The sequence below is a fragment of the Spirochaetae bacterium HGW-Spirochaetae-1 genome, from assembly GCA_002839375.1.
GTDB lineage: Bacteria > Spirochaetota > UBA4802 > UBA4802 > UBA5550 > PGXY01.
This window is the reverse complement of record PGXY01000006.1, coordinates 320,161-341,966: the sequence shown is the minus strand read 5'-3', so window position 1 is coordinate 341,966 and position 21,806 is coordinate 320,161. Positions and strand designations below refer to the sequence as shown.

The 21,806-nt window shown below is 45.8% G+C and carries 23 protein-coding genes; all 23 read right to left on the bottom strand.

All coding sequences use genetic code 11. The features are described 5' to 3' along the window. Positions 1-109 precede the first annotated feature (109 nt). The 23 genes from CVV44_13700 to CVV44_13590 all read right to left on the bottom strand — a co-directional run bounded on the left by CVV44_13700 (position 110) and on the right by CVV44_13590 (position 21,787). Complete coding sequence (locus tag CVV44_13700) at positions 110-694, bottom strand: hypothetical protein (protein PKL38215.1); 585 nt, start codon at positions 692-694, stop codon at positions 110-112. Positions 695-717: 23 nt separating this feature from the next. Further along, entirely contained in the window at positions 718-1,572 is an 855-nt protein-coding gene (locus CVV44_13695; protein PKL38214.1) for a hypothetical protein, read from the bottom strand. A gap of 2 nt (positions 1,573-1,574) precedes the next feature. Then, positions 1,575-2,375 carry a 3-hydroxybutyrate dehydrogenase gene (locus CVV44_13690; GenBank protein ID PKL38213.1) on the bottom strand — a complete coding sequence of 267 codons (801 nt, stop codon included), beginning with the start codon at positions 2,373-2,375 and terminating at the stop codon, positions 1,575-1,577. 33 nt (positions 2,376-2,408) lie between these two features. Continuing rightward, positions 2,409-3,236 (bottom strand): hypothetical protein, encoded by an 828-nt coding sequence (locus CVV44_13685; GenBank protein PKL38212.1) that lies wholly within the window; start codon positions 3,234-3,236, stop codon positions 2,409-2,411. Beyond that, the gene (locus CVV44_13680) at positions 3,233-3,727 is read right to left on the bottom strand and encodes a CoA-binding protein (protein ID PKL38211.1); all 495 of its coding nucleotides are present in this window, start codon (positions 3,725-3,727) and stop codon (positions 3,233-3,235) included. Before CVV44_13680 ends, CVV44_13685 begins: the two co-directional genes overlap by 4 nt. A 224-nt stretch (positions 3,728-3,951) precedes the next feature. Beyond that, complete coding sequence (locus CVV44_13675) at positions 3,952-4,593, bottom strand: cobalamin-binding protein (GenBank protein ID PKL38210.1); 642 nt, start codon at positions 4,591-4,593, stop codon at positions 3,952-3,954. Between the two features lie 32 nt (positions 4,594-4,625). Then, positions 4,626-6,812, bottom strand: coding sequence for a hypothetical protein (locus tag CVV44_13670; GenBank protein PKL38209.1), 2,187 nt, complete (start codon positions 6,810-6,812; stop codon positions 4,626-4,628). Then, the gene (locus tag CVV44_13665; GenBank protein PKL38208.1) at positions 6,809-7,213 is read right to left on the bottom strand and encodes a hypothetical protein; all 405 of its coding nucleotides are present in this window, start codon (positions 7,211-7,213) and stop codon (positions 6,809-6,811) included. The genes CVV44_13670 and CVV44_13665 overlap by 4 nt, the downstream gene beginning before the upstream one ends. Then, entirely contained in the window at positions 7,206-7,808 is a 603-nt protein-coding gene (locus CVV44_13660; protein ID PKL38207.1) for a cobalamin biosynthesis protein P47K, read from the bottom strand. The genes CVV44_13665 and CVV44_13660 overlap by 8 nt, the downstream gene beginning before the upstream one ends. Positions 7,809-7,817: 9 nt before the next feature. Beyond that, positions 7,818-8,954, bottom strand: a complete 1,137-nt coding sequence (locus CVV44_13655; protein ID PKL38206.1) for a uroporphyrinogen-III decarboxylase — start codon at positions 8,952-8,954, stop codon at positions 7,818-7,820. 33 nt (positions 8,955-8,987) lie between these two features. Next, on the bottom strand, positions 8,988-9,998 hold the full coding sequence (locus tag CVV44_13650) for a methylcobamide--CoM methyltransferase (protein PKL38205.1): 1,011 nt from the start codon (positions 9,996-9,998) through the stop codon (positions 8,988-8,990). Between the two features lie 82 nt (positions 9,999-10,080). Then, the gene (locus CVV44_13645; GenBank protein ID PKL38204.1) at positions 10,081-11,040 is read right to left on the bottom strand and encodes an amidohydrolase; all 960 of its coding nucleotides are present in this window, start codon (positions 11,038-11,040) and stop codon (positions 10,081-10,083) included. A gap of 37 nt (positions 11,041-11,077) precedes the next feature. Further along, a complete protein-coding gene (locus tag CVV44_13640) occupies positions 11,078-11,290 on the bottom strand; it encodes a hypothetical protein (protein PKL38203.1) in 213 nt (70 codons plus the stop codon). A gap of 36 nt (positions 11,291-11,326) precedes the next feature. Continuing rightward, positions 11,327-12,028, bottom strand: a complete 702-nt coding sequence (locus CVV44_13635; protein PKL38202.1) for a hypothetical protein — start codon at positions 12,026-12,028, stop codon at positions 11,327-11,329. Positions 12,029-12,054: 26 nt separating this feature from the next. Beyond that, positions 12,055-12,825 (bottom strand): 3-oxoacid CoA-transferase, encoded by a 771-nt coding sequence (locus CVV44_13630; GenBank protein ID PKL38201.1) that lies wholly within the window; start codon positions 12,823-12,825, stop codon positions 12,055-12,057. A gap of 20 nt (positions 12,826-12,845) precedes the next feature. Beyond that, positions 12,846-13,802, bottom strand: coding sequence for a CoA transferase subunit A (locus tag CVV44_13625; protein PKL38224.1), 957 nt, complete (start codon positions 13,800-13,802; stop codon positions 12,846-12,848). 235 nt (positions 13,803-14,037) lie between these two features. Next, positions 14,038-15,051 (bottom strand): amidohydrolase, encoded by a 1,014-nt coding sequence (locus CVV44_13620; GenBank protein PKL38200.1) that lies wholly within the window; start codon positions 15,049-15,051, stop codon positions 14,038-14,040. Positions 15,052-15,093: 42 nt separating this feature from the next. Next, positions 15,094-16,512, bottom strand: coding sequence for a flavin oxidoreductase (locus CVV44_13615; GenBank protein PKL38199.1), 1,419 nt, complete (start codon positions 16,510-16,512; stop codon positions 15,094-15,096). Positions 16,513-16,552: 40 nt separating this feature from the next. Beyond that, on the bottom strand, positions 16,553-18,115 hold the full coding sequence (locus CVV44_13610; protein ID PKL38198.1) for a hypothetical protein: 1,563 nt from the start codon (positions 18,113-18,115) through the stop codon (positions 16,553-16,555). Between the two features lie 15 nt (positions 18,116-18,130). Next, positions 18,131-19,300: an acyl-CoA dehydrogenase gene (locus CVV44_13605; protein PKL38197.1), complete on the bottom strand. Its 1,170-nt coding sequence runs from the start codon at positions 19,298-19,300 to the stop codon at positions 18,131-18,133. 55 nt (positions 19,301-19,355) lie between these two features. Beyond that, a complete protein-coding gene (locus CVV44_13600; GenBank protein ID PKL38196.1) occupies positions 19,356-20,183 on the bottom strand; it encodes a hypothetical protein in 828 nt (275 codons plus the stop codon). A 9-nt stretch (positions 20,184-20,192) separates the two neighbouring features. Then, the gene (locus CVV44_13595) at positions 20,193-20,606 is read right to left on the bottom strand and encodes a hypothetical protein (protein PKL38195.1); all 414 of its coding nucleotides are present in this window, start codon (positions 20,604-20,606) and stop codon (positions 20,193-20,195) included. Beyond that, positions 20,606-21,787: a hypothetical protein gene (locus tag CVV44_13590; GenBank protein PKL38194.1), complete on the bottom strand. Its 1,182-nt coding sequence runs from the start codon at positions 21,785-21,787 to the stop codon at positions 20,606-20,608. Before CVV44_13590 ends, CVV44_13595 begins: the two co-directional genes overlap by 1 nt. Positions 21,788-21,806 lie beyond the last annotated feature (19 nt).

The following is a 21,806-nucleotide window of genomic DNA, read 5'->3' as shown; positions in this document are numbered from 1 at the left end:
TTCAAAAGAAGAGAAAACCTGTTGGCAGTCAACCCTTCTTTAACAAGAAAGGGTTGCACTTGTTACTTGAATCCAAGATATAATTTAAATTTAATGAATGAAACCAGCATTATTTCATCCTCTCCTTTTCAAGCAAACTAATAACTTTCTTATATTCATCTCCATCTTGTCGCCACAAATAACATGTATTCAGAAGTGTTCCAAGAAAATAATTCTCAATGTCTTTGTTCCCGGCGATAATACTGTAATCCAGAGGCTTCTGTGCTCTGATGGCATAGGTCCCCTGGATAGCCCCGGAGGACATGGCTATTAACAGTGTCCTCAAATGGGCGCATCCCTTTTCCCGTCCCAGCAGTTCCTGCACTCTTCCGGTAAAGCCTTTCACTATCGACTCCCCTTCAATCTTTCTCAAACTGTTTTCTATTTTAAGACAATCCTTGCGCGGGGTTTTAATCATATGAACTTCGACATCGACAATTTTCATGGTACCCATATCGATAAGAAGACGCACTGACATATTATGAAAAATACCCTTGGGTCTCTTCTCGCCCGTCACCAGATGATTTTCCTTATAGCGATTATCAACAAGCCGTCCTTCAACAACGGCATAACCGGGACCGGCATCATAGGTCGTTACTGTTATGATCCGCTCCTGAATACATTCTCTGTTTGTTGTAACATCCTTTAGTTTCATGAATTATCCTCCAGACCTTCATCTCATTCATAGTAATACGGCGCAAGATTATATCTTCCGGGAATACGGTGATCGTGGCTGCAAACCATTTCGATAGAAGGCTCCATTGCCGCAAGTTTGTATAAAGCGGCGATAGTCCTGTCCGCTTCATCCTTTTCATGAACCAGTGTTTTCATCAACCGCGATTTCGGCGCAAGTTTTTCAAGATTCTCGGGAAAATAAAAAGAATCACCCCCGAAGAGAAAACGTCTTCCAGAAGGCATGGTAAGGATCAATCCCATTAATCCCTCGGTGTGGCCGGGAAGATCGACAAGAACAAAAGAGCCGTCTCCGAATACGTCAAAGGAATCAAGGAACGTAAGAAATCCCTTACCCGGGATTGTTGTTATCTGTTTTATAGTGAGCACACCATCCCTGCCGAATTGTTCACGGATATACGCGCGTTTATGTGATTTTTCGGCTGTTGCCGTCTCAAATTCTTTCCTGCTGACAATAAATTCGGCATGGGGAAAATCCAGCATTCCCCCGGCATGATCCCAGTGCAGATGGGATATTATCACATGTTTCACCGACATCGTGTCATAACCCAGGGCTTTAATCTGTTTTACCACGGGATCGACATCCGGATCGAAATCAATTTTCATGATGAGCTTATTGAAAAGCCAGTTATGCCGATATTTGAGAGGTCGCATCTCTTCATTTATTCGTTCTCCCAGGCCGGTGTCGAAAAGGACTAGATCACCTTTCCGTTCTATCAGGATGCTGAGGATGGGAAACCTGACCTTTTTCCAGTGTTCCCCCCTGACAAAAAGACCTTTCGGAACGGTCGCATAACCCGAGGATAAAAAAAATAATTTCATCACGACCTCCCGTCTCATTTTCAATAAAACACGGACCCGCCGCAGACATTAATTGCCTGACCGGTTATCCCGCGACCTTCTTCCGATGCCAGATAGAGGGCCATGGAAGCGATCTCTTCCACATCGAGCATCCTTCGTTGTATGCTCATAGGCTTGATTCGTTCTTCAATGACCGCTTCCCGTGTCGTGTTCAGCATTCCGGCAAGCTGGTCGACGGCTCCGCCGGGACCGGAAACCAGGTCTGTATCGACGACCCCGGGACAGATGGCATTAACGGTTATCTCTCCCAGTCCGAGCAGCCCAAGCTCGACGGCTACCGTCCTGGTAAGACCTATTACGGCATGCTTTGATGCACTATATGCCGAGTTAGTCGGGCTTGCCTGTTTGCCCTGAATAGAGGCCATGTTTATAATGCGACCTTTCTTTCTCTCGACTAAAAGCGGCAGAAAGACCCGCGTCATATAATAACAGCCAAAGAGGTTTACTTCGATTATCTTCCTCCACTCCACGTCATTGGAGGCAAACATAAAAGAACGCTTTCCCATGATCCCGGCGTTGTTCACAAGGATATCCAGTCCCCCGTATTCTCTCACCACCAAGTCTTTAAGACGAACGACATCATTCTGTCGCGACACATCGGTTCTGAGATGAATTGCTTTCGAACCGAGTTTCCTTATCTCTTCCACAGTCGCCAGGGCCTCCCCTTCATCGATATCGACGACAACGACATTCGCTCCTTCTCCGGCGAAAGACTGCGCAATGGCTTTCCCTATTCCTTTTCCCGCTCCGGTTATTACTGCGGTTATATTTTTCAGTTTCATATATGATCCTTTTACACAGAAATTTTTTATTGTTTACATTTTCTTCATTATAAGATTATCCAGCAACGTGTCGGATATCAGCTTGAGGAGTTTTACGATTCTATATTGAAATTGATTTTCCGTGACAAGATATCTCGGTTTTGGGTTTTCCGCGCTCAGAGCCTCGTAGATTTTTAAAGCCACTCTTTCAGGTGCTATCCCCTTTTCATTTGCCGTATGAATTTCATGCTCGATCTTCTTCCTGTTAGCATCATAAAAAATTGATCCGCTGAATTGTTCTACCCTGTTATCGATATCCTTATCCCATAAGGGTGTCTTTATAAGCCCGGGCTGGATGACCGTTACCTTCACATCATGCGGCATCAGTTCCCTGCGCAGCGAATCGGACCATCCTTCAAGAGCATGTTTGCTCGCCGCGTATGGTCCGGAAAAGTGCATTGCCAGGAACCCGGCGGCGCTTGAGATGTTGATTATTCTTCCCTTTGATTCAAGCAACAGGGGGAAAAAATGCCTTGTCATCCTCTGTGTCCCGAAAAGGTTTATCTCAAATTGCCGTTCAAACCGTTTCTGGGGGAAATCCATCAGGGGTCCCGGAAAGAAAACGCCCGCATTGTTGACAACGGCCCACAGGCCCGTTTTTTGTCTTTTTACGAATTTTACAGCCTTTGTCACTTCATCATCATTCGTGATATCAATTTTTATCGTCTTTATATCATCAGCTTTCCTGTATCGCGATAATCCTTTTTCATCGATATCAGCAGCGTAGACTCCCCATCCATTGAGAGATAAAATTTCAGTTATGGCCTTCCCAATTCCGGAAGCCGCCCCGGTTACAATGACCCATTTTTTTGCAATTGTCATTTAGCCACCTTCCCATATGCGCATTTCCGATAATCAATATGATTATCAATTTTATCCTGACCCGTGGCAAGCCACCACCAGCGATGCAGCAGGTGATATGAACGAACAGGTCGGGCGTGCATCAGAATGCATCGTCCATATATAACATCAATCCCCTTTGACATGCATATCGCTACGGCTTCTTCGGATGCAGCACCGTTTTGCATCCAAACCATGCCGATGGCTGATTTGGTAATCTCTCTGACCAGTTTTTCAGTACTAACCGGGGGGAGAATAATCAGGATATTCTTCACTTCCGGCGGCAGATCAAAGACGCTTCGGAAGCAGTTGTCCCCGTCAATGGTCTTCCTGGAAGTGTTTACGGGATAGAGCTTATACCCTCTTCTTTTCAATTCCCGATACGCGAGGCAACCGAACTTTCCTGCGCTTTCGGTCGCTCCGACGACCCCAATGACTCGCGGCGCGATAAATTTATTTATTAAATCTTTCATTCAGGTCACGCAATAATATCCGCATAATCTCTTCGGGCACATCCAGTGCATGAAGGGCATATTGCCCATCATGTCCCGCCTTCACCGAAGCCTGTCAATCCAGCTCATTTCTTGTTCATCAAGCAGCAGATCTTTATTGGTTACAGCCCTTTGAAGAATATCAAGAGACAACTATGCCGTGTGTATTGAACTGCTTGACCATTATTTCATCTCTGATTTTATGTTTACTTTTTTTTCGAAAGAAGATAATCCTTGGCTTTTATTGACGCATCATTTGCATCCGGTGAATATTTATCCGCTTTAACCTGATCAGCATATTCCTGATTGACAGGCGCTCCACCGATCATTATACAGTACTTGTCCCGGACTCCAGCTTTCTCGAATTCTTTAATAACATCCCCAATAGCAGGCATAGTGGTCGTTAATAATGCAGATAGACAAATAATGTCCGCTCCGACCTCTTCCGCCTTCTGGATGAAATTGATATCAGGTACATCTACCCCCAGGTCATAAACCGTCGCACCAGCACCTTTCAACATCATTGCAACAAGATTCTTGCCGATATCGTGTAGGTCTCCTCTAACAGTGCCAATGACCACCTTTCCGATAGTTTCAATTCCCTGGTCTGACATGAGTGGCTCCAAAATGGCCAACCCGGCAGTCATCGCTCTTGCCGCTACCAGCATTTCCGGAACAAAAATTTTATGCTGCGAAAAACTTTCTCCGACTACAGCCATGGCGCTGATCAAGCCCTCATTCAGAATACTTTGCACCGGAATGTCGTCCACGACCGCCTGGTTCACCAATTCCTTCACCAGTTTTACCTTTCCTTTTCCCACTGCCTCTGAAATTTCCTGAACTATCATAAGAATTCTCCTTAACGTATATTAATCACCAATTAAAAGGTAATATTTCCCATAAACAACTCGTTAAAATCATTTTCTCCCGACAGATTTACTTCGCGCGAGTTGGTAATTATCTTTTCAATTCTTGATAACGAATGTTCCACAGTAAGATATTTAAAAACACCGCCAAGCGATGTATTGCCGGCTATTTCAGTTTTTTCAATAAATTCATCCGGGATGAGTCCTATATAAGCGGTATTATGAAGGTTAACGGTATACCCGAATCCACCGGCGAAGAACACGGCATCAATATCATTATAATTTATTCCATAATGTTTGATCAAAATATCTACTCCTGAACGAATTGCAGATTTTGCCAGCTGGATTTCCCTGACATCCTTCTGTGTGATCAGAATTTCTCTGTCATTCAGCCCTTTATAAAGAGCGAATCCCCTGTTGAAAAACTTTTCTTCCATAAGACCACTGCTATCTATTATTTTCTCTTTCAATAATTCTGCGGCAATATCTATTATCCCCGAGCCACAGATCCCTTTCGGCGGCAGATGTCCAATTGTTGCAAGTTTCACATCGTCTCCGATTAACTGAACACCGCATATTGCTCCGGAAACGCTTCCCGTTCCGCATGTAATATTGCCGCCTTCAAAGGCAGGTCCGGCGGCTGTAGATGTGCACAGTATGCCGTCCCTGCATCCAAGGGCTATTTCGCCATTTGTGCCGAGATCAATAAAAAGGGACGGTTTTTTTAACGTATCAAAATTGCAGCAGAATAGTCCTGAAACAATATCACCGCCGACATATGTTGATATTCCGGGCATTATTATGACCTTGCATTCAGAATTAATGCCGAAGATATCGCTTGCCAGAACCTCAATTCTATCTATATTCACGGGAGTGAAAGGCGAGACACCCAGAGAAATGCAGGAATACCCCATGAGAAAATGGATCATGGTCGTATTTCCGGATATTACAATCTTCAATAATTCATGTAAAGAAATACCTTCCGCGGACAGCATTTCCATGATGCATTTTTTCAGATCGCTTACGATTGCTTTTTTCAGCGGTTCCGATTTGCCCTGATTTGATGCTCTTATCCTTGAGATAACATCAGCGCCATATATCCTCTGGGAATTGAGCGAAGTATATGTCCGGATCACTTCGCCGCTCTTCATTGCAAAAAGCTGTGATGCGATTGTCGTTGTCCCTATATCTATGACTATTGCATACTTGTTATCTGTCTTTAAACACATTTCGTCATTGTTTTTATCGTAATCCGCTACTATCGTAAAATCGGAATTATAACCGGAATCGAGCTCTATCGTGCAGTCCTTCCCGGGGTATGCTTTGCAGGCAAGCCTGCATCCATGTTGTATGTCATCAAAATTGATTGTATCTCTGTCAGCCTGTGAAATATCAAGATTGCCTTCTATCACACGGATCCTGCATTTACCGCATGTGCCCATCCCCCCGCACGCCGCATTATGATAATATTTATTCCGGATTAATGCTTCGAGCAGGCTTTCACCCGCATTGCAGCTCATAATAAATTTTCTATTTCCGAAAATGACTGTTATGTCTGCATGCGGGACGCTGCGAAACTTACATTCAATGGAATCACAGTTACTGCAGTTATGATTGACGTTGCATAACGAAATATCGTCTGACAGCTTTAATACAAAACCTATTGTCTTAACAGGATCAAACATATTTCCTTCGGTTATATTAATGCCCAGCAGTCCGGCTGAATCCGTCTGTTTATGGATGATTCTCTGAAAACTCATCGAGATGTCTTTCGGGGCTTCCAGCCTCACCGCTATTCCCATATTGATCTTGCGACATTCCTCTTTTACTATTTCATTTACGATGTTTTCCATCAGGAGAAAGTGGTAATTGGCCATTGCATCGGCCAGCATACCGCCTATATAATCCCCATTCTTAAATAATTCCGTGCATGTTTTAGATGCATCCCGTCCTATTGTTGCAATGACATATAAAACCTTCGTGCCTGATGGAAGTTGAGCGCATGCGGTTGAATCATCAATAATACCGAAATTCATTATTATCGCCGGTTTAATGATTTGAAACAAATCGTGCGATATTTCCTCATAAGATTCCATAACCGCACCAAAAACCGGACTGTCTTCACGGCAATCGATCAGCCTCAGGATATCTTCCCTCTTTATTTCAAAAGAAAAATCATTAATCATCATAATACTTATCATGCATCAATTTCATTGAACAACTGCCGGAGCTTGGCAACAAACAAGGCTTCATTAATCGATATGCCAATGGCGGCAACAATGATTACAACAGAATCATCGAAAGAACCTCCAATGCTTTCTGTTGATACATCTCCCTCAGTCAAGGAGAGAAATGATAATCGATCACCGGATTGAATGGAAACCTTTATATGACCGATAATCCCGTCATTCTGCCCTATCCATTCTGCCGCTCGATAGATGAAGGAAACCACTTCAGATTCTATTATGTTAAAATCTCCCTTGATCCTCTTTTCAGACGAAAACACTGCTGCGTCTTTAAGATGAGGCGCACTTTTATTCAGGGTCAGTTTATTAAACTTTTTATCTGAACGGCGATGATGAATTTCACTACATTTATACATGCATTATCCCTGTCCATACGGAATGTTCGATTCCCTTTTTTGCGCTCACAAAAAACATCTCTGACTTATTATTAATCAAACTCAGCTCATCATGAAGCATGGATATTGTTTCATTGTTTAAGAGATCACACTTGTTCACCAAAAGCACGTCGGCACTCTCAACCTGTCCCCTGACTAAATCCGGTACAGATTTTACAAATATCTTCCACCTCTGACCATCTATAACTACAATACTCAATATTGAATCAATACCGTCTGCATAATCCTGGATCTTTCTGCAAATATTTGCAGGATATGCAAGCCCGGTCGTTTCAACTATTACCCATTCAGGATTAATAGTTGAAGATATTTCATTCAGTGTTGAGATAAGATCTCCGCTAAGCGAGCAGCAAATACAGCCCGAAAACAGAGACCTTACGCTGTAACCGCTTGCACGGATAATCACATCATCAATACCGACTTTACCTATCTCATTTTCAACAATAGCCAGTCTGGTTGCATACGCACCCTCTTTGCCGCTTATGTATTCAGCGATAGAAAGCAGCAGGCTGGTTTTACCCGATCCCAGAAATCCCCCCAGAACGATCAGATTCATACCATGCCGCTACTTGTTTTTTGCCGCGTCAAGACAGGCTTTCCCCATCATCTGCACATTTTCGAGTTTGGCATTGAATGGGATATCGCACCCTGATGAAAGTATGAATCCCGTCGGACCCATCGTCCTGATCAGGTTCATGGAATAATCATAGACCTTGTCCGGAGTGCCGAACGCCAGCATTTCGGCGGGGACATCCCCCATAATACACATCATGTCCCCGACAACCTCCTTGGCTTTATGGATATTTGTATTACCATCAAGAGCCATAATGCATCTCCCTTTCGGTAGCTCACGGAAGTATTCAAGGCCACGTTCCCAGTCGGAATCGAGATGAAAAATCGGCACCACGTTTTTGGATAAAAGCATTAATGCGAGGTCTTTCATATATTGCCATGAAAACCGCTCGAACATCTCTTTATTTACTATTCCCGGCGTGCCCCTCCAGCCTCCAATCCATGCGCCGTATGGCTTCAGCATTTTCAATTGCAGCTTATAAAGCGTTTTATTTACCGTATGGACTTTTTTAAAAACTTCATCCACCTTGTCAGGTATCTCCATAAGATCATCAATCAGGAATGATTCCATTGATCGTCCGCCACAAAACATCTCGAAAGGACTGCCGAATCCCGGACCACCAATACAAACATAACCGGCCTTCATAAAGGGCTTCCTGGCCTTTCGTATCTTCCAGAAATAACGAGGCGCATATTGCATCGGATTATCCAGTTTCTTCCGCATAAAACCAAGGTACCATCTGAAAAATCCCTTTTTCAGGATATCGTCATAGTCTTCCTGTTTGATCAGTTCCTGCTCATGAATCTGCCACAACTCATTGTCAGACAGGTGCACTCCCGGAACTTTAACTTCCGAAAGCCAGGAAGTTGCTAGAAGCTTAGGGTCAAATACCATATTCTGAATACCGTCAACACCTCCGATTTTTTCAAGTGCTCCTAAATTTACCTTGTAATTAAGATCCATGTCTTTAATATAATCGCCAAGCTTCACGCCTTCTATTTTGGCGTAAATCGATGTACCGCAGGGTATAAAAGGCACTTTATCAACCGGCTCAAGAGCAACTGCCTTGTTTATCCTGTTCAATTTTTCTTCATATGGTGTCATGTGGTATTTCCTCCTTTTAAACATTAAACGATTAATTGAGATCAAAATATATTATAATCATCTTCTGCTGTTGTATTGAACAAGGGCATCATAGAAAGCTTCCACGTTTTCGATCGGAGTTTGGGGAGGTACATCGCATCCTGATGATAAGACGAAATTCCTGTAACCGGCTGTTTTTTCAAGCAGATCGTTAACCCTGGTCCTCATTAATTCCGTTGTCCCGTTACGGAAACCCCCCGCCGGTTCGATATTTCCGAATGCGATACTTGTATCAGGAATCTGGGGCATGATATCGGCCATATCGACAACATTACCAAAATGGTATCCCATCGCGCCTGTCGATAAAAGTGAGGGAACAAGTTTCTCCGTATTGCCGCAATTGTGAAGAATTATCATAAAATTTTCATCCTGAAGTGCATCCACAATATTTTTCACATATTCAGATGAAAACTCAGTGCACATCTCCGGGGACAGTAAACCGGCGGCAGGCTCAGCGATGATCAGACCGTTTACTTCTTTATTCTTATAAGCTTTACCATATTCGACGAGAAAACGGGTGCATTTGTCCAGTACCCTATGAACCGTTTCAGGTTCGGTTATCATCTGCACCATGATTTCCGTCATATCCATGAGCCTTCCGGCCAGTGACATAGGTCCGATAATTCCGCCAAAGACGGGTTTGTCTGTTATATTCTTAGCAGCCAGTTCGGCAGCAGTTATATACATGCCGGTTCTGCCTGCACCAATTTCAGGAATTTTGAGTATATCAGCTTCATCTGAATCGTTGACTATTGCAGCAATGACTGATGGAACTTCATTTTCGGTAAATTGAATCGGACTGCCGAATGCTTCCGCTTCAACGGAAAGATCCATTATGGTTACCGCTGCTATTGAAGGGTACTTATGGGACAATGCTTCGATACATTGTGCCTGCGATGCACCATCCCGCACAACATCCATTATTTGTTTATTCGCAAGTTTAAGGCCCGGGTAAGTCATAATCGGGAGGACTTTACGTTCCGATGAATTAATAATTTCTTCAACCCAATGTTGCATGTTTAATTTCATAATCCTCCAATGATACCATTTAGTATGAGATTTTATAATATCTGATTAAGCATTTCCTGAAAATTTTCTAAATCCCAATATATCATTTTCTTAATCTCGGAAAAAGATCAAGAGCGTTCTTAAATTCAATTTTCTTTAAGTCATCCTCGGAAAAACCGTCATACGCATGGAGCCCTTTTATCGTCTCTGCTGACAATATATCAGGCGCGAAAGGATAATCAGTACCTAAAAGAATCTGTTCCGGTTCAACCAGCTCCCGCAATGTCCTGAATACATATGGATTTGCCGACAGTCCGGTATCATAATACAGCTTTTTTAAATAATAAGGAACACCCTTGGGCACGGCCTTCCCGGCATCAGGAATTACAAACTGCCCAAGTGAAATCCGCCATGTTAAACATGGTAAAGCTCCGCCTGCATGTGCAAATATCCAACGAATATTTGGATATCTCTCAAGCACACCCTTATAAAGAAGATTAAAAATAACACGAGCGGTTTCAAAGGTCACTTCCATAAGAAATGTTGGTATTTCTTTTCCGAGTGGATTCCCGGCCTCTGGTTCAGTCGAATGAACGTAAACAACTGCATTTCTTTTATCAAGATCAGCATAAAGCTCATCATAGAGATCATCGCCGATATAAATACCCTTTGTGTTTGATAGAACGACAAGACCATCAAGATGTAACACATCCAGCGCATATGACAGCTCTTCCATGGACGATGCAACATCCGGTAATGGGAGGATCGCAAACGCACCGAAGCGCAGAGGATAGTCGGAAATTATTTTTGCTGATACTTCATTGGATAAACGCGCCAGTCTTTTTGCAAATGATGCATCTCCGAAAAAGATACCGGGGCTGGACATGGAGGTAATTACGGTCTGTATTCCGTTAGCGTCCATAACGGCAAGTGCTTGCTCCACAGACCATTCCGGGAACATCTTTCCCAGCGAACCTTTTATCCCGATTGTTTCCAGCTCCCTGAGATATTCAACAGGAATAATGTGATTGTGTACGTCAATCCGATATGCATCAGTGTTCAATACAGCCTCCTTTTATTCCACGGTTAAAACCAGATTATTAGATGTTAACATCCCGCTTCAACATCTCCGCAAGTTGCCCGACCATATCCGCGTCTGAATAAAGATTGCGCGAACCGTCAACATACGTCTGTGTAATTTCATTAATACTTGATATCGATTTGACTATTTCATTGAGCGCAATCTGTTGCATGCCCATCATCTCTTTAATCTGATCGGATTTGACTTTAAAGTTTTCCGACACCCTCATCATACCGGCCTCCAATTTCTTGAGGGCCTCGTTTCCCCGCTAGGCCATGGAAGTAACTTCCTCGATCGACAGGTTGACTTTTTGTATTTGTTCACCGATCAGAGTGGTCATTAAAAACAGATCCTCCATCTTTTGAAGCAGTGTGAGAAGCCCTTGATGCTGGTCATGGAAGACTTCAAAGAATGAATTGGCGTTATTGGTGAGGAGATCTGAATGATCTACAAGCTTAGTTGATGTTTGCGCTACAGAATTTAGAAGCGCTTTTATTTTTTCATACTGTTTAACATTTACAGCGCTTTCATTCTCAGATCTTTCTATTGCCGCCTGTATTATTATTTTTATAAAAAATAATAATACATACACTGAAAGGATAGTGATCAAACTTGAAATGAAACTTGCTGTAAAAGCTAATAAATCATTTTCCTGAAAATGATTTATTGAGATATAAGCATATACATCTAAAACAATGAACAATACTGTAATGCCACTGAGCCAAAGTTTATTATTAAAAAGCGATGCTTGAACAATTACTACGAAAATAAAATACACAGGGATAGATCCGATCATCTTCATGATATCCAAATTCACATAAAAATACATATAACATAAATGTGAAGGAAAAACAATAAGACCTACCAAATAATACACAACCAGCAATCTGGATTTATATCGAATTTCTAATGACATATCCTTATATCGATACAAAATTTTTTCATCTATGATTTGATATAATTTATTCATAATTTACTTCAATCCAATTAGGATCGTCATCTCCCGATGATATATCTTCCCGGATCGACCTGTTCCCTCAGTATCTGCAGCTCCTCTTCTTTCGGATGATCCGTATCTGCAAGATTATCCGCCCAGATCAGTTCAAACCCGCAGTTATCCTGCACATCCTGACGCGAATACCCGGGATTGATCGACAGGACTTTCATCCTTTTCGTTCCATCATCGAATCCCATGATAGCCATGTTTGTAATTATCCGGTACGGGCCGGTGCCTGCAGGCAAACCAGCGTCATACCGTGAAGTCCCGCCGGTGAGATATCCCGGCGAGGTGATAAAATCGAGCTTTTCGGTAAAACGTTTCGAGTCCTGGGGCGTCATCATCATGGTGCGCCAGCAGAGGGAAGCCAGGTCGTTCGCCCCGCCCGATCCCGGAAAGCGAACTTTTGGTTTCGCGTGATCGTCACCGATCATTGTTGAGTTGATATTCCCATACATGTCTATCTGGGCACCGCCCAGGAAGGTATAGTCCACCATGCCCCGCTGGCAGGTCTCCATTACATCGGGCATGGAGCTGGCCAGGATCGCCTTGTGAAATGTCCGGGAGTCGCCTACTGATATCGGCATGGCAGGCAGGATCGGAGCGACACCGCCCGCTTCGAACATGATAGTGAGATTAGGTGAATAGGTCTTCTGGGCCAACATGGCAGCTGCGCAGGGAGCACCGGTGCCCACGACTACGGTCGCCCCGTCCTGGAGGTTCCAAGCAGCAATGCATATCATGAGCTCCATGGAATTATAATCTGTCATGACGTGGTCCCTTTTTTTATTTAAATCAGGTTTTCGATCGCCCGAAGCTTTATCATTTTCTCAATTCCTCCATTGAGGCGGAGGTACTCATTGAAATCACGGGTTTCCAGCACTTCTTTTTTAAAAAACATTCTGAAGAGTTCCGGGTCCTTTTCCAGGGAAAGCCAGCGTTTCAGGTATTCCTCGTCGGAAAAGTACTCATAGGGCATGTTCCCAGGATAACTACCGTAGGGAACTTCAACAACGGCATCAACGCACCAGAAAGGAATAAACGTCAGGTGCGGAGCGCGCCGGATTTCTTCATTGGGAACAATCCTTTCAGTAGTCAGGACAACCCGTTTTGCCGCTTTTGCCAGATCCTGGTCTGAAACCGATGCTCCATAGATACGGGCGTTGCCGTAGATATCGCACTCATGCACATGAATGGCCGCAAGATCGGGATAGAGCGCTGGGCAGGCAGTGAATTTTTTCCCGGTAAACGGACACTCAATTTCCTTTGCTGCGCTGTAAGTAAATGTGTCAGTGCCCAGCATGTTCCGCGCGGGAATAAAGGAGATTCCCATGGCCGCCGCCTTGAGACGCCATGACATGGCGGCATTGGTCCATTCAGTGAGTCGTATCCTGCCGCTCTCAACAGCCTTTCTTGCGTTGGGCGAAAGCCCCCGGGCTTCCAGCCCGATAATATAGGCTATATCCAGCCTGTCGATGCAGTCTCCGGCAACCAGTATCTGCATGTCATGGGTTGATGTGTGACCGGCGAAGGCTAGGTTCTTTTTTCCCTGGCGGCAAATCTCATGTAGTATGGCCGTAGGAATCCGGTTTGCACCGAAACCTCCCATGGCAAGATAGTCACCGTCATTAAGCATTGTTTTTACCGCCTTCCGGGCGCTGATAACTTTATTCACCATAGCCCTTGACTTGGTCCTGAAGAATCCCCTTGCCAGATCCGGGTCGGGATCCGTGAACAATGTATTCATCCCCTGGAGAAAACCATTTTCATTGGTTGATTTGCTTGTTTTTGAATTCATGCTGATTCCACTAAATAATCATTAACTCTAATATATTCAGGTAACCGGTTATCTTTGTATCTTTCTGTAAAAATAGGGGGACGGGGCAAAAAGGACTGATAAATCGCCTTTAACAATGCACTCCTCCTGTCCCCCGTGTGAGGAAATAACTGTATTAGATTATCCAGACGAAATTGGCGAATACTCAACCGGCTTTAATTCTTCGCTTCGTCGTATCGATCCCCATGAGCCGTCCCAGATTTCCGCCGAACATTTTTGCGCGATCTTCATCGGTGATCGGAAGGTATCCATATTGATCCTGCATATCCTCAGGAATCTGGAAATCCCGAAAGCCCTTGACCGCTCCAAGGATCTGGGCAGCGAATCCGGCATAATCCGTCCCCCAGGTAATTCTATCCGGACCTACAAAACGCATCGCCTCTCCCAGCAGCCGCGCGAATTTCCTCGGCGCCGTAATGGCCCATGGAACCAGGAGGCTCATGCAGATATATACATTGGGATGTCCCAGGGCCACCATGTTGAGCACATCGGCATAGGGATATCCCATGTGAAAAGCGTTGATTTTCAGGTCAGGGAAATCACGGGCAACATCATCGAGCTGCACGGGATGGCAGTACTTACTCTTTCCGGGCGGCACCCATACCATACCGGTATGAAAGTCCAGGACAATGCCCAACTCCTGAGCCTTCTCGTAGAAAGGCCACAACTCAGGATCATTCATATAGGTATCTTCCGGTGAGTAGTATTTAAATATCTTCGCACCCTTTTCCTTCACCCAGTACTCCAGTTCCCAGATGGCATTTTTCACGCCACGCTGCTTGATTGGCGAGATATTTGGCTGGTACATGAACCGGTCAGGATTCGTTTCGACGATCTTCGCCATTTCGCCGTTTGTGCACCACCGGCTGGTATACCCGGTCGTATCCATCATGGATTCGGGAAGCAGACATGCGATGTCTACTCCATATTTGTCCATGGCCCTAATGATGTTTTCCGGAGAAGCATCCTTTTGGGCTTCCCATTCTTCAACTCCTTCTGCTGCTTTGATGAGAAGTTTCGGCGGTGCTCCGGTCATCAGGGGCCGCCGTATGTTATCGATGGCCCGCCACCACATCTGCACGCCGGGAAAATGATTCACCGGTTCCATATCACCGATAAGATGGCACTCGGGATCTATCTTGAAATAGTTATCGCTCATGTTTCCACTCCTTGAGTACAATTTTGCAAAACGAGACTACCCTTATATTTGCTCGAGACCAGAAGATCTCTTGATGAATTTTTCCGCATGCTTCTCCAGCGGACCGCCCTTGATCCAAAGCTCCGGATAGTTCTTTTCCCTGCCCGCGGTAGGATTAACCAGACAGTGCATCCATCTCGATTCAAAAAGATTCATATAGCAATTCTGACAGCGGGAGCATTTTACGATGTCTTCAATTCTTCCGGACTTGACCTTTGCGGGCCAGAAAGGATCGGCTATGGATTGACGGCCAAGGGATATAATATCGGCATTGCCGTCTTTAATGGCATTTATCGCCGTTTCAGGCGAAATGAAATTCGGCACTATAACCGGCAGCGCGGTAGTTTTTTTAAATCCTGGCGCCCATCTGGTAAAATCATTTTCATCGTCGGGCGCAAAACCGGCGCCCGGATTTTCATAAGAACCCTGGGAGACATTTATAAAATTTGCCCCTGCGTCTCTGCACATTGCGGCGATTTGAGTTGCCTCATCATGTGAGAGCCCTCCCTTCATTAGTTCATCACCGGACAGACGACATCCGACCGGCATGTTCGGCCCCACCTTGCTCCTGATTTTACGGACGATATTTAAAAGAAAACGTGCTCGGTTTTCCAGTGAACCGCCGTATAAATCATTCCGGTGGTTCGATCTGGGTGAAAGGAAGGAATGTATCAAATACCCGTGCGGGCTGTGGATTTCAATGCCATCATAAAAAATCTCCTTTGCCGCCAGGGCCTGTTCCGCCATTCCATCTTCAAGGTCTACGATTTCCGGAATGCTGAGTTTTCGCGGGACATCACCGTCGATAACGTGCGCCATCGCAGGCATAAGCTGGTTTATCAGTCCCGACAACAGTGAATGAAAGACTTCATACTGCTCATCATTCATTTTTCGTATGCTGTCAAATCCGTCTTTGTATCCCATATTTGTCAATATCTGCTCGATATCAAGTCCTGAACGGGAAGCAAGACGCCGAATCTGTTTTTCCCATCCCTTGTTGAAATTGCGGGCTTCCATTCTCATTGGTATAGCGGACGGTCCGGCTGCCGGTACATCCGGCGTCTCGTGGGCCGGATGCCCCTGCCTGCCCCATCCGGGGCTTAATTGTATAAAAATTTTGCATTTATTGAACGAATGCACATATTCAACTATTTCACTATGAAAACGCATATACCGCTGGTCGGTTAGCAGAAGCGGATTTAGACTATCACACCCCCTCCATCTTTTTGAATTCATGACGACACATTCGGTAATCAATAATCCGAAACCACCCCTAGCTCTGGTGGCATACCAGGCTATACTCTGTTCGCTCGGGTATCCCATAGGACCTGTATACCCCATGTTCATGGGTGACATCGCGATTCTATTTTTTATTTCACAATCACCGATTTGAATTGGTTGAAATAACGCATCAAAAGTCATGTTTCTATCCCTCCTGTAATATTTTGCTGCAAAGGCAACTTCAGCTGATAACCCTTTCTTTACCTTTCCAGAACTTAGCCTTTATTTCCTTCTTGATGATCTTCCCGATAATTGTTTTCGGGATAGAATCCCAGAAGGCCACCGCCTTGGGGCACTTGTACCCCGCCAGCGTATTCCTGCAATGATCGATGATCTCCTCCTCGGTCGCCTTTGCCCCGGGCTTAAGGACAACCACCGCCTGTACAATTTCCCCCCACTTCGCATCCGGGGCCGAAACCACCGAGCATTCGGACACCGACGGGTGCTGGTAGATCACGTTTTCCACCTCACCCGGATAAACGTTCTCCCCTCCCGAGATGATCATGTCCGCCTTTCGATCCGTCATGAAGATGTACCCGTCTCTATCGATGTAACCGATGTCTCCGGTATGATACCAGCCATCGATCAGGGAACTTCTGTTCGCTTCCTCATTTTTCCAGTATCCCATCATGATGTGCTTCCCTTTCGCACAAATCTCCCCCATTTCACCCGGTTTCAGGATATTGTTTTTATCATCTACAATTTTAATCCTCGAACACGGGGATGGTTTACCGGCACTGACAAGGTATTTCGATTTCGGGCCTTGAAGAAAATGATCTTCCATTGCCAGCATACTTATGGCTGCGCCGGCCGTTTCTGTGGCGCCATAACCCTGGCAGAATTTGTTGCCAAATTTTTGTATGCATTTTTTAAGTACTTCCGTGGGAAAAGGACTTCCCGCATAAGAACACACTCTCAGGCTGGAAAGGTCGTATTTATCCACGTCGGAATTATCCACCATCCAGCCGTATATCGTGGGAACGAGATTTATATGCGTGCACTTCTCGTTCTGGATGAGCTCGAAGATTTTTCCCAGGTTCGGCTTCCTGTTTATACATACTTTACCGGAAACCATGAATATGGCGAGGATCGGCCACCACGAGACATGGAATATAGGAAGAACATAGCAGGTCGAGTCATTCCTGGTAAATTCCATAGCAAGGGCGGAGGTCAATCCGGCCAGCATACAGCTTCGATGATTCAGCATGACGCCCTTGGGAAGACCTGTCGTTCCCCCAGTGTACATAAGGACCGCCAGATCCTCCTCCTGCACGCTATAAACATCCGTATCGGGCTCGGCATCGGAGGAATTCAATAGGAACTCTTCATAATTTGCAAAGCCATCGACAGAATTATCAATAGTTATCCATTTCTTGATGTTTTTCAATTCCTCCTTCATTTTACTCACTCGTTCTTCAAATCCGTCCCCGACAACAAGGAGCGTCGATTCACAATGGTTAATGATATAGACGAGTTCCTGGTCTCCCAGACGATGGTTTATCGGTGTCACACATATCCCTATTTTAGCCGCACCAAAATACACCTCAAGATATTTCGAACAGTTATCGGCCAGAACACAGAGACGGTCCCCCTTCTTGAATCCCATTTTTACAAGGGCGTTTGCGAATCTATTAACGCGATTGTTGAATTCACGGTAGGTCAGTCGTGTATCCTCAAATACAATAGCCGTCTTATCAGGGAAGAACTGAGCTCCGTTTCTTGTAAGATCACCCAATGTATACATTAAACACCTCCTTTATCATGGCCATGATTTAGGCAGTCCCTGAAACTGCATCAGCATATTGCGGCTCATCTCGTTGGATATGGGTGAGAACTGAATCTGGTAGGCGTCCCGCAGAAACATCGATACAGGGTACTCATTACATATACCGTATCCGCCGAATATCTCCGAACCATAAGTCCCGGCATGACGCGCACCTTCAGCAGCCACCAGTTTGGCCATAGTCGCCTCAAGATGATAGGGTTTCACATTGTCACAGAGCCAGGCCGACTTGTAGGTAAGATTTCTCGAGTTTTCCAGGTTGATATACATATCAGCAAGATAGTTCTGCAGAATCTGGAATCGGCTGATTGGACCGCCGAAGGCATTCCGCTCCTGAACATACCTCATGCACGCTTCATATATGGCAGCGATAATTCCAACTCCCATCATGGCAACACCGATACGTTCCGGGTTCAGAACCGTCATTATTTCAAAGAAGGCATTTCCCCTCGTACCCAGCATGTTCTCCTTGGGCACTTCAACATTATCGAAAAATATCTCAACCGATTCACAATGATGGCAGCTTATCTTGCCGATCTTGTTGATTGTTATTCCCTTCGAATCGCCGGGCACTATGAACGTGCTCCAGGACTTTGCCTTTTTTGCATCCTTCTCGGTTTTGCAGATGGTCATGAGTCCATCCGCCACATGCGCGCCGGTGATAAAGACTTTTTGTCCGTTGATTACGAAACGATCGCTCTTCTCTTCGGCCGTGGTGGAAAGCGCGCCGAGAATATCGGTGCCACCCGCCGGCTCCGTCAGAGCCATGCAAGTTTTATATTTGCCTTCAGCTATAAGTGGAAGGTATTTCTCCTTCTGTTCCTTTGTTCCGAGTTCGCTGATAAAGCGAACGCCGAAACCGCTGGTGACACCCACTGCCAGGGCCACGGACATAGATCGTTTGCATATCTCTTCATAGGCGAGCATTATATCAAACTGTCCCAGACCCTGTCCGCCGTATTCCTCGGCAATCGACGCTCCGAACATTCCAAGATCGACAAATTTCTGCCAAAGTTCATTCGGCGGGAAGTCGACATTCTCATCCATCCACCTTACATATTCCCAGGAAAGCTCTTTTTCACAGAAAGCTTTCATCGTGTCCTTTATTATTCGTTGTTCATCGGTTAATCCGAAATCCATAATCATTCTCCTGTATTATAGGCCGTAGAAGTACAACCTGGTGCACCTCTACGGTCTTTTTTCACTTTTTAACATCCGATGCGCTATTCGCCGCTTTTTGAGCATTCAACAGCACTTCAGGTTTTTGCCGGAGAGTGTCCATAACCGCCTGGATTTCCGGTGAATATATAAGCCACTGGATCGCGTTCCGCTCAAGAGCCAGTGCCGCGTCGATGCTCCCGCACTCAAGGGAGCGCGCCATGACCTCCTTGCCCATCCTGATGGCTATCGGTTTCTTTGTGGCCAGATTCGTCACCAGCGCTTCGAAATCTTTCTCAAAGGTCTCATCGGGAAACACGCGGGTGAGTAAACCCATTTCGTACATCTCTCGGGCCGGGTAGTCCTTCCTTCCGCTATAGATAATCTCGCGAGCCCGGAATATCGGCATAGATCGGGTAATACGCACTGTGCCTCCCCAGCCAGGAAGTATTCCCATGTTGATCTCCGTAGTGCCCAGCTTCGCCGACTCACAGGCATACACAAGATCGCACATGAGGGCCAGCTCAAGTCCCCCGGCAAGGCAGTAGCCCTTTATCTTCGCCACCACCACCTTCTCACACTGTTCTATGGCCTTATTCAGGTCAAAGCCATCATGGGCCAACCAGTTGAGAGAACTCTTGTGTTCCGCCAACGAGGGGAACACCGAAAGGTCTCCGCCCGTGCAGAATGATTTACCCGCACCGGAAAGGACAACAACGCCGACCTGACTTTCATCGCGCACCCTGCGGAAGGCATCGAGAAGCTCGGCAGCCATTTCGCGGTTGATGGCGTTTTTCTTATTTTCACGGTTCAGCGTGATATTACACACGGAGCCGCTAACTTCATAGAGAATTGTCGCATACGCGCTCATGGCTCCTCCTTACATGCCAGCAGGCTTGAAATAGGGCATGAAAAAATCTTCACGCTGGAAAAAGGTCACTTCGACATCCATGCCGATTTTTATTTCTTTGGGATCGCACTCTACAATCCGCGTCATTAACCGAACTCCCTCATCAAGGTCTACGTAGGCGACAGTATACGGGATCTCATCCATAAACCGGGGCTCTACCATGCTGTAAGCGGTGGAGAATGTGAAGATCGTTCCCTTGCCACTTGCTTCTATCCAGTCCAGATTGCCGGACCAGCATTCCGGACAATATTTTCGAGGATAAAAAATCTTTGCACCGCAGTCCCTGCACGTCTGGATCAGCAGTTTGCCCTCTTTTGTTCCCTCCCAGAATTTAAGAGACCAGGGCTGCACTTCAGGTAATGGTTTTGTCATATCGAAGCTCATTATAGTTCCCTCCCCCAGATAGTTGCTATATTGTTGAAGCCGGAACCACCGGCTGTGTTCTGGTACACGTATTTGCAATCCTTGACCTGTCGCTCACCGGCCTTGCCCATGAGCTGGCGCGCCGTTTCCACATAGGTTGCTGCACTAACTCCAGAGCCGGTATGCCCCCTTCCCGGCGCATCACCGATGGTTGACCAGGGGATATCGCCGCCGAAGGACATGCGTCCCTCCAGAAAATATTTACCTCCTTGCCCCCTCGGCGCCACTTCAAGCGCTTCAGCCATAAGGGGATGCGCGAGAGGATACGCAAGATAGCAGTTCCACAGATTAACATCTTCTTTCCTGATGCCGGCCTGCGCCATCGCCTCTTTTGCGGTAACGATTAAACCGTCTACGACCCCCATGAAATCGCGCAGAATGGGGGAACCGCTGAAATATCGTACAGACTCACCGAGCTTGTATGCCGCGGGCCGCTTCATTTTCATCGCATCCTCGGCGGAGACAACCACCATGGCGCATCCTCCATCACCGAGAACATTGCTCTCCCTTTTGTGAAGCGGTGTGTTTAGGAGATCAGAAGAGAGAACCTTTTCGGGTGATGGGACGTCCTTGCCATAAAAAATTGAATTGGGATCGCGGCTTGCCCAGCTTCGTAATGCAGTAACGACTGAAGCCATCTCCATCTCGGTACAGCCGGTTTCAAGCATGTACCGGTTGGCCATCATGCCCATGATGATGTTATAGGTCGAGCCGTAGGGGTATTCCCACTGCAGGTCAACACCGGCCCTGGCGAAGAAGTTCACTACGTCGGGCAGGGGAATTGTCGAATGTACCGTAACATGGGGAATGAGCACCGCTTTCGCCACACCGCTCTCAATCCACTGCTCGGCCATTCTCAGACAGTTAGATGTGGACGCGCCTCCGGCATTCACCACGACACTGTCCCTAACACCTTTAAGTCCCAGCTCTTCAGGCAGTTTACCAAAAGATAATTCGCCGGTAAGACGCTCCTGGGCCTGGGGTGACACTATCACTGTTCCTTCGATATCATTCTTATGAAGTCCTGAATCCTTTACCGCCTGCATGCATGTTTCATAGAGAATGTCCCATCGGGTTCTCTCCGGCATGGTGGCTGTGGGGACTTCTCCGATACCTATAATCGCGATTTTCCCTTTACTCATAATCTTTTTACCTCCCGGT